This is a genomic window from Paenibacillus sp. FSL R7-0163, from assembly GCF_037969975.1.
GTDB classification, from domain to species: Bacteria; Bacillota; Bacilli; order Paenibacillales; family Paenibacillaceae; genus Paenibacillus_AQ; species Paenibacillus_AQ odorifer.
Window position 1 is genome coordinate 3,403,176 of the sequence record NZ_CP150224.1, and the last position, 12,596, is coordinate 3,415,771.

The following is a 12,596-nucleotide window of genomic DNA, read 5'->3' on the forward strand; positions in this document are numbered from 1 at the left end:
AAGAACATTTGCGGCACTTGCTTACCATTCTAACATAAACAATTCCTTGGTCAAAAAGGCAAGCTCAGCTCGACATTTGTCCGCGCGAACCGTATCTCCAGCTTTTAGTGCATCATTTAACCGATCCAACTGTTCATCCACTTCAATTCTCCGCTGGCGAACCCGTTCTTCCCCTTCAATAGAATAAAAGAGTCTTGTCAGCTCCTCATCTGTGAGCATAGGTCCTTTCTGATATAACACACGCTGCTGATAACCAGAAATTTCAACTAGGCGAATCACTTCGCCAAACAAAATATTTTCAATAATAATCTGCCGATCCCGGAAACGTTTAACGATAGCATGCCCGCGCATATCCCCAATTAATTTCTCCATCCACTCTGACAAGCGAGCATCACGGATCATATAATCGCCCACAAGCTTATAGCCGTCCTTAATCCTTTGAAACCGCAATTTCACTAACTTGCGACCCGTACGGACCGAAATCACAAAGACCTGTTCATTCTCGCTCCAATATAGGGAATAACCTTCTTGAATCAAATCCTTGATCAGGTCCTGGATATGCTGTCTGTCGAACCGCAGTTCCAGGTTACAATATTCCACCTCGTCGTTTTTGTTCACGGCACTCCCCCCTAACAGCTTCACATCTGTAAAGCCAGCCTTCATTAGTTCAATTCCAGAGTAATCATGGCTGCCGGACCTCTTCTTGAGTTAACTTCCTTTTTGCGTTCGTCTTAATCTTATTTTATACTTCAGTTTATGTAGCGGTAACTTGGTTTATTGACTATTTTTACCCGCAACAGCCTTTCTCCAAACGCTGAGCGAGAATTTTAATGCCTTTTAGTCCTTTTGGAGCATAGACGTTCTAGTCCTTCAGCTGCACAGTGTCATACAGAAGACCTTCGAAACTTACTTCCGTTATATCTTATGTCCTTCTAATTTTCTAAAAAAACCGCTGATATACCGGATCATTCTTCGGTTATCAGCGGCTCTTTATTTTCCTCAGCTAGTCTTAAATTTCTGTTTCGTTCTATGCACAATAAGCAGATGCAGCCCGAAGAGCAGCAGCATTACAATGGCACTTGCCAGGAATGGGACACCATGTCCTACATGATCCCATAATCTTCCTGACAAAACTGGCCCCGCTACCATTCCTGATCCTTGGAGTGTCAGGAACAACCCCCAGACCGTCCCTCGTTCTCCCTTAGGTACTTGCTTAGCCAGAAAGGCATTCCATGCCGGGAGGATAAGCGCGTAGCTTATACCGACCAGTGCCACCGCGATAAAGGCAAGTGGCAGCCAGCGAACCTGAGAGAAAAAGGCCAGTGAAAAGGCAGCTAACAAAAAACCTATATTCAGAAACACCGTTGTCCCTATGCGGTCCACCAGCTTGCCTGCGGGAATAAGTGCAAGAACTGTAATCCCTCCCCCTGCAATGAGGAGCAAACTGAATTGATTGGGACTAACATGCAGCTCTGTACGTGCAAACAAGGTAACTACAGGCGTCATCAAGCCAATGGCGAAGGCTTGTAGGAACAACGCCGGGTACAGCCATCTGCTGACTTTCAGGGTAGTTCTCACCTGATGCAGCGTTCTTTTTATACTTTCTATCGGACTAAGCTTTTTACGATCCATTGCTCCGCCAAGTCCATGCATGTCCCTCACGACAGCATGAGACCCGCTGGAAGAGATTCGTTTAGGTAAGAAAAGGGCTACTACAACTACAGCGGCAGCACAACCTAACAAGACCAGAAAAGCCACATGATAACTCTGTCCACCCTGATCCATTAAAAAATTCACAACAATTGGACCGATTCCTGTTCCTGCGAGAGAGGCCATCTCAACAGCGCCCATGGCCGCACCACTGCTGCCGCTTTTGGTTGATCCGGCGAGTTCGGTAATTCCGGTCATCACACATGGCCAAAGCGGAGATGTCCCGATCCCAAGAATGAGACAGGCGATGGATAACGCAACGGCCGTTTTGGCATAGATTATCAAGCCAATGGCTACTAGAATCAGCAACAATGCACCTGTCATCGTCCAGCGGAACCCTATGCGCTCCATAACCCAGCCTGAAGGGCTGCGGAAGACGTTGTCCCCCAAATACTGTAGGGCAAAAGCGAATCCCACTACTGTCACCGACAGGCCCAGTATATTCTCCATATACACCGGCAACAAGGCAACAAGCAGCGAACCTTTAACAAATTCAACTAAAAAAATAATTACCCACATCTCCACAATAAATGGTGATGCTAAACTAATATTCATCCGTTGTTCAGCTTTCGTGGACATTCTATCACATCCAAATCCTAGTATTCTGAAGATTGTTTTGTTATACTGATGCTTGCCTTAAAAATTAACTATTCGCGAAAGGTTGTGACAGCATTAAATGAATCAACACCGTACTCCCCTCTTCACAGCTCTAAAAAAGCATGCCGCCGGCAATCCAGTTCAATTTCATATTCCCGGGCATAAGAAGGGGCTAGGAACCGATGCCGAATTCCGTGAGTTTATCGGCGATAACGCTCTATCCATAGATCTAATCAACATCGCACCGCTTGATGATCTACATCAGCCAACTGGCGTAATCCAGGAGGCTCAAAAGCTGGCTGCGAAGGCTTTCGGCGCCGACTATACGTATTTTAGCGTACAGGGCACGAGCAATGCCATCATGACGATGATCCTCTCTGTCTGCTCACCGGGTGAAAAAATAATTGTGCCGCGTAACATTCATAAATCCGTAATGTCGGCCATTATCTTCTCCGGAGCCAAGCCTGTGTTCGTCTCGCCTGTACAGGATGAGAATCTCGGGATAGATCACGGCATAACCACCAGTGCGCTGGAACGAGCGTTAAAGCGTCATCCAGACGCTAAAGGAGTTCTAGTTATCAATCCAACGTACTTCGGCGTATGTGCCGACCTGCGTTCGATTGTCGACCTGGCTCACCGTTACGGGGTACCCGTACTGGTGGACGAGGCACATGGAGTACTGATTCATTTTCATGAGGATCTGCCGGTATCGGCCATGCAGGCCGGTGCGGACATAGCTGCCACTAGTGTGCATAAGCTTGGTGGTTCCATGACGCAAAGCTCGGTACTGAATCTAAATGCGAAGACTGGGCTGATTAACCCACAACGGGTGCAGACCATTATGAGCATGCTGACAACAACATCAACCTCATATATTTTATTGGCGTCTCTCGATACATCTAGACGTAATCTCGCGCTGAACGGACATGAAATGGCGGAAAGAACGATCCAATTGTCCAACTACGCACGCGAGACCATTAACACTATCGAAGGCTTGTACAGTTTTGGTAAAGAAATACTTGGAACTGAAGCAACTTTCGATCTAGATCCAACCAAACTTAACATTCATGTTCGCCATTTAGGGATCACAGGTTACGAAACCGAAAACTGGCTGCGTGAGAAATACAACATCGAAGTTGAACTGAGTGACATGTATAATATTCTTTGCCTTATTACCCCAGGTGATACTCAAGAATCAGTAGATAAATTATTAGCTGCTTTGCGGGTGTTGTCCGCCATCCATTATAGCAAGGGTGAAATCTATGAACTGAAGGTTCAGGTTCCAGAAATCCCGCAGCTTGCTTTGATTCCAAGAGATGCTTTTTATGCTGACACTCAGTTAGTTCCGTTCCGCGAATCTGCCGGGTACATCATTGCAGAGTTTATCTATGTATATCCACCGGGGATACCGATTCTCCTCCCTGGCGAAGTCATTACTCAGGATAATATCGACTACATTATCGACCACGTCGAAATCGGTTTGCCGGTTAAAGGTCCTGAGGACCGCAGCATCACTAATGTTAAGGTGATTGTTGAAGCCGATCCTATATCCTAAGATCCATCTTTTCCTAAAAAAACTTCAATCATTTATACAAAAACCCGATACCATAATGAGTATCGGGTTTCTGTATATAAGCATCAACTGTCCCATTCACATAGAACAGCTTAAGTTTAGTCGCTAGAATCTATTCTTGCTGAGCAAGCAGATTGTTGTAAGCTTCTTCAACAGCTTTCCATTCTTCTTCATCTTCGATATTATACAATACCATTTCTTCGTCTTCTTCTTCCATACGCAGAATAATGCCGTCTGCTTCTGGATTCTCGCGCTCTAACAACAGAGCATATAATTTCTCGCCTATGTCGAACGTTTCTACAAGCACCATTTCCACATCTTCGCCCTGCTCGTTCGTCAAGGTCAGCACAAACTCCTCGTGCTCATGGTCGTGATCATGCCCGCAACCGCATGCTTCACCATGCTCATGTTTGTGATCGCTCATTGTAATACCTCACTTTGAATTGTATTATCCTACATCTGGTATCGTACCACGTTAGATTAGTTCAGGTCAATTTAGAACACCTAATTTAACGCTGTAATTACCTTCTCCGACACAAGTACGTAATCTGCATTTTTGGATGGCTTAATATAGAAGCCTACCCGATATTTGCCCGCTTCTTTAAAGTCATAAGTAAACTCAGAGGTTGGAAACCAGAAATTATCCTTCTGTGAGCCTTCAAGCACCTGCGACTGAATATCCTTAACGTTACCAGACGGATCTGTCATGGCTACTTTCACAGCTGAAATCTCTTCAGTCAGGCTATCTACCTGTGTTAATATCTTAATTTTCAGCTTGCCTACGTTGACATTGCCAAAAACCGTATCCCCTTTAAAAAGTACAATATGGACATTAGGTTTAAGAATCGTAACTTTCCCAGAACCGTCCCAAGTAACAACCCCGCCTGTTTCTCTAGCAGGAATGTACGTTTTTCCATCAATTAGATAACCGCCGTCTACAATTTCTTTTCCGTTGCTCCATACTCTAATTTTCTGATTAACGGAATCGGCGAATAATAATGAGCCACCCATTAAGGAAAAAGCAAACACGCACAAAGTGATTTTTTTCCATCTATTCATTTGAGACCCTCCAGATAATTCATGCTGTTAATATATACTTACTTTGTTTCAGCAAGTTGCGCTAATTTTAGGTGAATATTTCATTGATCTTGCGAAAAATGATATTATGGTCTTATTCGAAGCAGAAACATTAGCTATAACCGATTTCAGGAGGGTTCTTTCTTATGAGTCTAAGCCTACAAATGCTAGGAACAGGCAATGCTTTTGCGAAAAAATATTTTAACAACAATGGCTTGCTGCTAGATGAAAATTACACCCTGCTGATTGATTGCGGGATAACAGCCCCGCTTGCCATGCATAGACTTGGAAAATCCTTCAATGACGTAAATGCTACGCTCATTACACATATTCATGCGGATCACGTTGGAGGGCTGGAAGAGCTTGCGCTAACCTTAAAGCATGTGCACGGTAAAAAAATGACCTTGCTGCTTCCTGAGACACTTATAGAGCCCTTGTGGAACAATACATTAAAGGGAGGCTTGTACCAAGAAGATGCTGTATCTTCCTTATCTGATATCTTCGAAGTTAAGCCCTTGCAGCCTGAAATTACCTACAACCTCTCTCCTACTCTTTCATTAGAGATCGTACAAACACCGCATATTCCCGGCAAAAACAGTTATTCCCTTCTAATAAATAACGAGATTTTTTATAGTGCGGACATGACCTTTCAGCCGGATCTACTGATTAGCCTTGTGCGGGAGCGCGGGATCCGGATCATCCTGCATGACTGCCAATTAGGCGGAACAGGCGTTGTTCACACTACGCTGGAAGAGCTGATGTCTCTGCCTAAAGATGTTCGCGAACGGATCAAGCTCATGCATTATAGCGATGAACAACCAGATTTCGTCGGACTTACAGGGGAGATGGAATTTTTAGAGCAGCATGTGAATTATAAGTTCTGATCTTTGCATATAAAAAAAGCCGTACATAAACGTCTGTTGACGTATGTACGGCTTTTCGTGTTGAACTATGAAAATGTCGGCAAATTATCCAGATTGTTAGTTGGATCTCCATCCGCATCTCCGCGGATATAAGTTTCTCCATCCTTACCTTTAAAAGCGTTCACTCCGGCAATATTTCCGGCCTGTACTTCTTGCAGGGCTTGGTCATACGCCAGCACACGTCCTGTAGAGGTCTGGAAGCTTGTCAAATCGCCATCCCCATTTTTTTGAACAGCTACGAAAGATTCTCGTTCGTTATTTGGCACTTTAGCTCGCCCCTTGCACTTGGATTTGCCATCATTCGGCACATCCTAGCTTGCGTAAAGAGTCCAATAATTATGTGCGCCAATCTTTAAAGCATTTTTTGCATCCGTACATGTAATATACCTGCATCATAGAATGGCTCCGTAGAAATAACTTCATAGCCGAGTTTCTTATAGAAATTCTCTGCCTGACACTGAGCATCTAAAATTGAAGCTTCCAGTCCAAGCTCCCGAGCAAGCTCTTCCATAGCCAGCAACAAGACACGTCCGTATCCTTTGACCCGATAGTCTTTCAATACGGCGATGCGCTGCATTTTAGCAGTACCTGCTTTGTAATAGATCAATCTCCCCGTTGCTACAGGTACCCCTTCATCTATAATCAGAATATGGTGCGCATTCGGACTGATGGCATCGTATTCGTCAATTTCTTCCTCGGCCGGTACCTTTTGTTCCTCAACAAATACTTTAGTGCGGATATCCAGCCCCATCTGAAGCTGTTCCTCTGTAGTTACCCGTAAGATTTCTGCCGCCATGTTAGTTGCAAACTCCTCTCTCTATGTAGCCAACGATAGTTGTCTATTATATAAAATAATGACTAGAAAGAAAAGCCTACATATGGAATCCGTAACCTCTCAGTAGACTAATCCACAGAATATACTTCTTCAGGGATCGAACGGTTATATACGTCTTTCATCACAGGTGATAACGGAGGATACTGACTTTTAGATTTGCCATCCAGATTGGTCATCTCATTGATTTCCATAACTTTTGTGGGTTTCGCCGTAGAACAACCCACTACACCCAGTAGTAACACTAGGCAAACGCTGACTTCCCATTTCACAATTTTAGACATTAAAAAAGCTCCTTTCACCGCAGCTGCAGTTATACTCACTACAGCTTTGACGATTCAGGAGCTTTATAAACAATAGGAGCTATTCATTCCAGTTGCCCTCTTAGAGATTGACGTTTCCAACCAAATGGACTAAATACATCATCCCAACCAGAAAGCCTGCTAAAACAAAATAAGCTGTCCCATATTTCCAACGTGTACTGGCTGGTACATCGTAATACTTATCATTATCATGGACTGTATAGCTGATGTCACAATGCATTTTTAAATGAAGACCATTCTCTAACGTTACTTGCTCCAGCTGCGAAATTCTTACCTTTTCAATAATACATTGCTGTGGCAGTGTAGCTTTGCCATAATAATTCAGCTGATCCCATCTCACCACAACATACTGCTGTCTCTCTAGATCACTGTAGGTGGTAAAAGGTAAATCCCGGCGATGCTCAGCTCCTGGAATCATGTAACCCGCCTCTCTCAAGGGCTCCACTGGAATTAAGAAACCCTTAGTCACAGACTGCGGCCGGTTGTTGTTACGTCTTTTCACAAATTTGTTATACAGATCGTAAGCAAACATTGCCCAGATGATAAAGAACAAAATCGAACGCAAGTAAACGATTATAGCTAAGCCACCGACCAGACCCACAAGCCACAGCCAGCGCGTAACCGCGGTAGCGATACGTCCACCGTCTAGCGGATGGATTGGCAGCAGGTTAATCAAATTAAGCAAAAAGCCTATATAAGCCAGGGAATAAAGAAGCGGACTATCCATATAATATGCCGCTCCAAAAACAGCAGTAGACCCAATAGTACCCAGAATCGGTCCGCCAAAAGCTACATACGCTTCTGTCTTCGCATCCAGCGGATGTTTTTTCATAGTAATTAACGCGCCTAAAAAAGGAATAAATAGCGGAGCGCTGACGGGTAGCCCGATGCGCTTAGCGGCTATAACATGTCCCAATTCATGAACAAGCAAAAGCAGGACGATACCTATGGCAAACCCCCACGGATAAATTAAAGCATATGCCCCTATCGAAACCATCATGGAAATTAACGGCCCGGCAATTTTACCTATTTTCAGCAGAGACAAAATCGCCTTTCCTTTTAACAGGAGCATAGCGGCTCCGCCCCCCAACCATTTCAGCGGAGTAGAAGTATTCTTTTTCTGCTCATTTTGCATTTGCGGCAAGATCACAAGCTCCTTTATCTTTCAATTTTAAGAAACTACTGTACAGTTCCATCTATCTTATCATAGAAGCATTAAGGATATTTCTACAGTGAGCCCTTCGGAAAGTATACGACGCAACTTTTAGAAACGTTTCAGCGTCAAACCAACTATCTTGGATAAATTTTACTGCCATTTAAAGAAAGGGTTGGTTCACATGCTCTCTTTTCACTCCAAAGCTTGGTTATCCGTCTTAATGCTCTCAACACTTCTACTCCCTGCCACCGTGTCAGCAAACTCTTCATTAACTGTATCGGAGTCCTCTGCGCTCGCCCAAGCTTCCTTTGCTAATACTTCGCAAGTATACTACCAATTTGGCGTTCCAGGCAGAAACATTGGCGGACCTGCGCTGCTCAAAAATGGTGTAATCTACGTAGATGTTCGGGGGATCGCTGAGCAAGCTGGCTTAAAAATGGACTGGGATAAATCCGGCAAACGTGCTCTGTTCAAAGGCTGGACTAAAAGTTTTGCTGTTCGAATCGGGAGTCAAACTGGCGTGCTTGACGGGAAAGCGGTAGATCTAGGAGGAATACCTTTTAAATCCAAAGAAGATGGGATATATGTGCCGGCGCGTTTTATCGTTAAGGCTTTCGAAGGCAGTCATCTCCGTCTGGACTCCACAACGAATACACTTTTAGCGGATAATCTGAAGACCTACAATGTTTTTACAGAATCCTATGGAGGGCGTACCTATACGCTGGTCAAGGCTAATGGTGATTTATATGTCTCACAAGGCAAGGATACGGTGATAAAACTCACTTCACTCCAAACAGACTTTGACTGGGCAGGAATGAAGATCGAGAAAACGGCGGGGGGTCTGCTAGTCATTAAGATTATTGACTCCTATGGAGAGCCTCATATTAATACACGCGAAATCACACTTATATTCAAAAATGGTGCATTACTACGCAAGGCCACATTCGCCTACCAGTTCAGAGGAGATGCGGATTTCAAACCTTATGATGGCAACCTAATCTTGCATGATGGTAATACCTTACGTTTCATCCAAGACGGCACAGGCAATGTAATAGATACTCTTGATCTTGTAAAGCTGGGTGGCGAGGAGGATGCTTACTATGTAGAAGGCATTGATAAAGAAATCATACTGCTTCGTGGAAATCAGAATGGATTGCTTACCTTAATCAACCGCCAAACAGGCGAGCGAACCCTTTTGTATAAGGAGCTACTCACAGCAAAGGATCAGGAATACGCGGAAAATAACGATGTTCCTTTTAAAGGAGATAATTTGAAATTCGTAAAGCGGAGCGGTGACAAATTGTATTTTATAAATGACTCCCCGCTTACTGGCAAAAAAGAAGTTATCTACTCCATTGAAGCTCATTCCAATAACTCCAAGAATAATACTGATTAGAAAGTACAGTACAAGCATGTGTATTGATTAAAGAACTAATCGAATCCTCCTCAGTGATTATCCCTGAAAATTAACCTTCCTACATATAGGCAAACGCCGTGAACGTTGTAGGCAAAGGACCATAGACTGTTATCAGGATTGAAACATTCGAGGAGGATATCCATGGAATCAAATACAAATTTTCATCAACAGGTCGCTTGGAATTGCATGAATAAATATGTAGGTATAGTAACGACTGATGGTCAATCCTTTGACGGCTTCATCGCTCACGTGGACCAGAACTATATCACCCTTGCGGTTCCCAGCAACGAAATGGTCGATCGTATGAACGGAATGCCTGCTGAGCAATCGAACTATAGACAATTCGGGTTCCAGCCCGGCTTTTACCCAAGACGCCGCTTCTATCCACGCCGTATCCCTTTTTTCGGAATAAGCAGTCTATTTCTACTCCCGTTTTTTATCTGACTCGGTGCAGGGGGATGATGGGTCATCCCCTTTCTAGCTATTAACTACTTAGTCGGAGGAGATAAGAGAAAACACCACTCTACATCTATATTGATTATAAAAAAGAATTGCCATCCTACTCTATCGTATGGTATTATAAATTTCGTCGCAGGACGGTAGCTCAGCGGGAGAGCACTATCTTGACAGGGTAGGGGTCATGGGTTCGAACCCCATCCGTCCTATACTGAAAAAGCCTTATTATATAAGGCTTTTTCTTTTGTTCAGGAATGGAATGTTTAGGTTTTGACTGAAATACAAATTGGTGCCATTATGGTGCCCTGTAGTAGACTAAAGCAAAAGTGGTGCCATAATCGGCACCACTTTTTTATCCCTGTAACCATTTAAGAAATACATCTTTTGAGACTTTTATCATCTTTCCGACCCGCACGATATGAAATTGACCCGAGTTTAATAGTTCATATGTTTGACGCTCACCTATACCAAGTATTTGTTGGATTTCCTTCGCTGTAAGTACAGAGGGATAATCAGAAGTAGTCTTATACATTTGTTCAATCACCCTTCTCTTCCTCCTTCTCGATTACTAGATTCAAATTCAAGGCCAGCTTATAAAAAGCCTTCCAACGTATCTTGCTATATGTCCCCGAGCTAATCGGCGGCTGAAATTTAAAGTAATACACTTTCTCATGAGTAATATAATCATGCTCTGTTGTCATATAACGTTCTTTAATCAAGAACCCTTCCATCTTAGGCATGCGGTTCACCACTCGTTCTATCCGTTCACAGAAGCTCTTGCGGTTTGCTTGAGTATCTACATTATGAATAGCTATGTTGGAGGTTTGATCAGTTGTAACTCCAGTGGATCCTTTTGGGGTGTCTAACCATGCTGCGGTTGTCGTTGCCTCTCTCTCCTCGAAAGACAAAAACTTAAATATCCTATATTTTTCAAGAGCCGCCTCAACGGTAGCTTGCGTCCGTTCTCTATCTATCTCAGGCAAAAAACTCTGTTGCACCGGGCAATCCCCCCCTTTGTTAAGAATCCCCCGACCGAAGCCGGGGAGTATACCATCTTAGAACGGTAGATCATCGTCACCTTCAGGTATCGGCGGACCGTTTTCACCAGCGGCAGCGATCACCTCAATGGTTAGTTGATCCTTGTCTTCAAGCTCAATAGTACCGTCTGGATTAACCTTGCCTCGTACGCCTTCTCTTGGCTCTTCATGATCCTCTTCATCGTCATCACCTCGGAACTCTTCAATGCTCATTTGAGATTCAGCGATTTCCAAGACTACATCTGATCAGCCTTCCGGTAGAATTCATAGGAGTTTTCAGAGGATGTGTCACCCTTAACGATGAACTCCAGCACTGTCTTCTTCGCATCCTTCGTACTTTTGCTGAATTCGGTTGTCAGCGCCTGTTCTACGCCGTCAATGTTCAACACAACCACTGATCTCGTCATTGCGTTAAGCTCAGGCTTCTTCTCGTCATCACCTTTTACGTGGAACTATAAAAGTTCCTTTTTGGAATCCTTCGTTTGCTTATTGAAATGTGCTGCTATCTGAACTTTCATTTATAATTACTCCTCTCAAATTTGGGTTTTATGAAAAAATAACGTCTGCAGCTAGTGCAATAATTGAAGCAACACATATTGCTGCCATGTGCATGCCACGTTGCTTGTAAAGAATAGATTCTTTGTCAGCTGCTGAAATAAAAGATAGGATAGCGATAAAAGCAAAAATAATTTCAATCCACGTTGACGTCAGTTCCTCCCTCAATCCGTGATATATTAAATAAGAGGTGAATTTTATGAACGGTAAGAAAGTTATCACTATTCTTTTATCCATCTCTTTACTGGGTGTGATTGCTTACTTCGGAATAGCTTATGGATTACTATGGTATATCTTTAATGGGTAAGAAATGAAGATTATCCATCCCCTTTATAAGTTCAGTACAGCCAAACTATCTCTTATATCCTCCTTGTGGGAGAGAGTCTTTTTTTTGAAATTTGTTATAATTAAATAAAAACTTTTAATGAGGTGTTATCTTGCAATATTTTTTTTTAATACCGTTGGCATTTGTTTTGGCAATTCCCTTGGTTTTACTGTTAAAAGGTGATTATGGAACCAAAAACAAGGTTTCAGATAAAACTACTAGCATAGAGAAAAAATTAGACAGAATAATAGAATTACTTGAAAAAGATAAGGATGCATAAGCATTTTTATCTTTTTTCATGTCGCAATATGTATCTACTACGTCATAACCTTTGTGAGAGGAGGGCTATTAACCCTCTCTGTCCATGTATCTTCGTACTGTGAGTATCCGATTTTGAATCTGTTATGAGCCGATTTCAAGCGAGACGAACTGATAAAATAACTCAACTCACTGGGACACTCCCAGCGTATTACGCCATCTTTGATATCTTGATATACAAAGGTAAGGATACGGAGTTTGTACATCTGGAGTCCCGGCTACAAGCAAAGGTAAGAATGAGGAACTGGACCAAATCTGGCATGCTTCGAAGCCCAGTATTTACAGAGTTTATCGTAT

17 protein-coding genes and 1 tRNA gene are annotated in these 12,596 nt (G+C 43.2%); 6 read left to right on the forward strand and 12 right to left on the reverse strand.

Annotation, left to right across the window (positions count from 1 at the left end; genetic code table 11):
* Positions 1–21: 21 nt before the first annotated feature.
* Both NST45_RS15170 and NST45_RS15175 read right to left on the reverse strand, forming a co-directional pair.
* Positions 22–618 carry a hypothetical protein gene (locus NST45_RS15170; RefSeq protein ID WP_036686566.1) on the reverse strand — a complete coding sequence of 199 codons (597 nt, stop codon included), beginning with the start codon at positions 616–618 and terminating at the stop codon, positions 22–24.
* 381 nt (positions 619–999) lie between these two features.
* The gene (locus tag NST45_RS15175) at positions 1,000–2,289 is read right to left on the reverse strand and encodes an MFS transporter (RefSeq protein ID WP_036686122.1); all 1,290 of its coding nucleotides are present in this window, start codon (positions 2,287–2,289) and stop codon (positions 1,000–1,002) included.
* 97 nt (positions 2,290–2,386) lie between these two features.
* Here NST45_RS15175 and NST45_RS15180 point away from each other — a divergent pair, with 97 nt between their 5' ends.
* On the forward strand, positions 2,387–3,862 hold the full coding sequence (locus tag NST45_RS15180) for an aminotransferase class I/II-fold pyridoxal phosphate-dependent enzyme (protein ID WP_036686120.1): 1,476 nt from the start codon (positions 2,387–2,389) through the stop codon (positions 3,860–3,862).
* Between the two features lie 130 nt (positions 3,863–3,992).
* Here the strand turns inward: NST45_RS15180 and NST45_RS15185 are convergent, their stop codons facing one another.
* Both NST45_RS15185 and NST45_RS15190 read right to left on the reverse strand, forming a co-directional pair.
* Entirely contained in the window at positions 3,993–4,304 is a 312-nt protein-coding gene (locus tag NST45_RS15185) for a DUF1292 domain-containing protein (RefSeq protein ID WP_036686118.1), read from the reverse strand.
* 80 nt (positions 4,305–4,384) lie between these two features.
* Positions 4,385–4,939: a copper amine oxidase gene (locus tag NST45_RS15190; RefSeq protein ID WP_036686116.1), complete on the reverse strand. Its 555-nt coding sequence runs from the start codon at positions 4,937–4,939 to the stop codon at positions 4,385–4,387.
* A gap of 164 nt (positions 4,940–5,103) precedes the next feature.
* Between NST45_RS15190 and NST45_RS15195 the strand changes: the two genes are divergently transcribed.
* Positions 5,104–5,841 carry an MBL fold metallo-hydrolase gene (locus NST45_RS15195; RefSeq protein WP_036686115.1) on the forward strand — a complete coding sequence of 246 codons (738 nt, stop codon included), beginning with the start codon at positions 5,104–5,106 and terminating at the stop codon, positions 5,839–5,841.
* Positions 5,842–5,906: 65 nt separating this feature from the next.
* On the opposite strand, the gene NST45_RS15200 is transcribed toward NST45_RS15195, so the two are convergent.
* From NST45_RS15200 to NST45_RS15215, 4 genes are all read right to left on the reverse strand, one after another.
* Positions 5,907–6,146: a DUF3892 domain-containing protein gene (locus NST45_RS15200; RefSeq protein WP_036686113.1), complete on the reverse strand. Its 240-nt coding sequence runs from the start codon at positions 6,144–6,146 to the stop codon at positions 5,907–5,909.
* 86 nt (positions 6,147–6,232) lie between these two features.
* On the reverse strand, positions 6,233–6,676 hold the full coding sequence (locus NST45_RS15205) for a GNAT family N-acetyltransferase (protein ID WP_036686111.1): 444 nt from the start codon (positions 6,674–6,676) through the stop codon (positions 6,233–6,235).
* A gap of 107 nt (positions 6,677–6,783) precedes the next feature.
* The gene (locus NST45_RS15210; RefSeq protein WP_076100641.1) at positions 6,784–6,996 is read right to left on the reverse strand and encodes a hypothetical protein; all 213 of its coding nucleotides are present in this window, start codon (positions 6,994–6,996) and stop codon (positions 6,784–6,786) included.
* 100 nt (positions 6,997–7,096) lie between these two features.
* Positions 7,097–8,170: a site-2 protease family protein gene (locus NST45_RS15215; RefSeq protein ID WP_036686564.1), complete on the reverse strand. Its 1,074-nt coding sequence runs from the start codon at positions 8,168–8,170 to the stop codon at positions 7,097–7,099.
* A gap of 202 nt (positions 8,171–8,372) precedes the next feature.
* On the opposite strand from NST45_RS15215, the gene NST45_RS15220 reads away from it, so the two are divergent.
* From NST45_RS15220 to NST45_RS15230, 3 genes are all read left to right on the forward strand, one after another.
* Positions 8,373–9,587: a copper amine oxidase N-terminal domain-containing protein gene (locus NST45_RS15220; protein WP_081382569.1), complete on the forward strand. Its 1,215-nt coding sequence runs from the start codon at positions 8,373–8,375 to the stop codon at positions 9,585–9,587.
* A 162-nt stretch (positions 9,588–9,749) separates the two neighbouring features.
* The gene (locus NST45_RS15225; RefSeq protein ID WP_036686108.1) at positions 9,750–10,052 is read left to right on the forward strand and encodes a hypothetical protein; all 303 of its coding nucleotides are present in this window, start codon (positions 9,750–9,752) and stop codon (positions 10,050–10,052) included.
* Positions 10,053–10,201: 149 nt separating this feature from the next.
* Positions 10,202–10,273 (forward strand) — tRNA-Val (locus NST45_RS15230).
* A 143-nt stretch (positions 10,274–10,416) separates the two neighbouring features.
* On the opposite strand, the gene NST45_RS15235 is transcribed toward NST45_RS15230, so the two are convergent.
* Genes NST45_RS15235 through NST45_RS15250 form a run of 4 tightly spaced genes read right to left on the reverse strand, consistent with a single transcriptional unit; the run spans position 10,417 to position 11,508 of the window.
* Positions 10,417–10,596 (reverse strand): helix-turn-helix domain-containing protein, encoded by a 180-nt coding sequence (locus NST45_RS15235; RefSeq protein ID WP_076100890.1) that lies wholly within the window; start codon positions 10,594–10,596, stop codon positions 10,417–10,419.
* A 4-nt stretch (positions 10,597–10,600) separates the two neighbouring features.
* Positions 10,601–11,062, reverse strand: a complete 462-nt coding sequence (locus NST45_RS15240) for an ArpU family phage packaging/lysis transcriptional regulator (RefSeq protein WP_076100642.1) — start codon at positions 11,060–11,062, stop codon at positions 10,601–10,603.
* A 57-nt stretch (positions 11,063–11,119) separates the two neighbouring features.
* Complete coding sequence (locus tag NST45_RS15245) at positions 11,120–11,314, reverse strand: hypothetical protein (protein WP_143758675.1); 195 nt, start codon at positions 11,312–11,314, stop codon at positions 11,120–11,122.
* A 23-nt stretch (positions 11,315–11,337) separates the two neighbouring features.
* Positions 11,338–11,508 carry a hypothetical protein gene (locus NST45_RS15250; protein ID WP_178420353.1) on the reverse strand — a complete coding sequence of 57 codons (171 nt, stop codon included), beginning with the start codon at positions 11,506–11,508 and terminating at the stop codon, positions 11,338–11,340.
* A gap of 585 nt (positions 11,509–12,093) precedes the next feature.
* Between NST45_RS15250 and NST45_RS15255 the strand changes: the two genes are divergently transcribed.
* Entirely contained in the window at positions 12,094–12,261 is a 168-nt protein-coding gene (locus NST45_RS15255) for a hypothetical protein (protein ID WP_254924592.1), read from the forward strand.
* Positions 12,262–12,596: the final 335 nt, after the last annotated feature.

Excerpts from the sequence above, each read along its gene's own strand:
- NST45_RS15190 (WP_036686116.1), bottom strand. The coding sequence starts at position 4,939 with ATGAATAGATGGAAAAAAATCACTTTGTGCGTGTTTGCTTTTTCCTTA.
- NST45_RS15215 (WP_036686564.1), bottom strand. The coding sequence starts at position 8,170 with ATGCAAAATGAGCAGAAAAAGAATACTTCTACTCCGCTGAAATGGTTG.
- NST45_RS15205 (WP_036686111.1), bottom strand. The coding sequence starts at position 6,676 with ATGGCGGCAGAAATCTTACGGGTAACTACAGAGGAACAGCTTCAGATG.
- NST45_RS15225 (WP_036686108.1), top strand. The coding sequence starts at position 9,750 with ATGGAATCAAATACAAATTTTCATCAACAGGTCGCTTGGAATTGCATG.
- NST45_RS15250 (WP_178420353.1), bottom strand. The coding sequence starts at position 11,508 with ATGACGAGATCAGTGGTTGTGTTGAACATTGACGGCGTAGAACAGGCG.
- NST45_RS15220 (WP_081382569.1), top strand. The coding sequence starts at position 8,373 with ATGCTCTCTTTTCACTCCAAAGCTTGGTTATCCGTCTTAATGCTCTCA.
- NST45_RS15235 (WP_076100890.1), bottom strand. The coding sequence starts at position 10,596 with ATGTATAAGACTACTTCTGATTATCCCTCTGTACTTACAGCGAAGGAA.
- NST45_RS15180 (WP_036686120.1), top strand. The coding sequence starts at position 2,387 with ATGAATCAACACCGTACTCCCCTCTTCACAGCTCTAAAAAAGCATGCC.
- NST45_RS15195 (WP_036686115.1), top strand. The coding sequence starts at position 5,104 with ATGAGTCTAAGCCTACAAATGCTAGGAACAGGCAATGCTTTTGCGAAA.
- NST45_RS15210 (WP_076100641.1), bottom strand. The coding sequence starts at position 6,996 with ATGTCTAAAATTGTGAAATGGGAAGTCAGCGTTTGCCTAGTGTTACTA.
- NST45_RS15185 (WP_036686118.1), bottom strand. The coding sequence starts at position 4,304 with ATGAGCGATCACAAACATGAGCATGGTGAAGCATGCGGTTGCGGGCAT.
- NST45_RS15245 (WP_143758675.1), bottom strand. The coding sequence starts at position 11,314 with ATGAGCATTGAAGAGTTCCGAGGTGATGACGATGAAGAGGATCATGAA.
- NST45_RS15175 (WP_036686122.1), bottom strand. The coding sequence starts at position 2,289 with ATGTCCACGAAAGCTGAACAACGGATGAATATTAGTTTAGCATCACCA.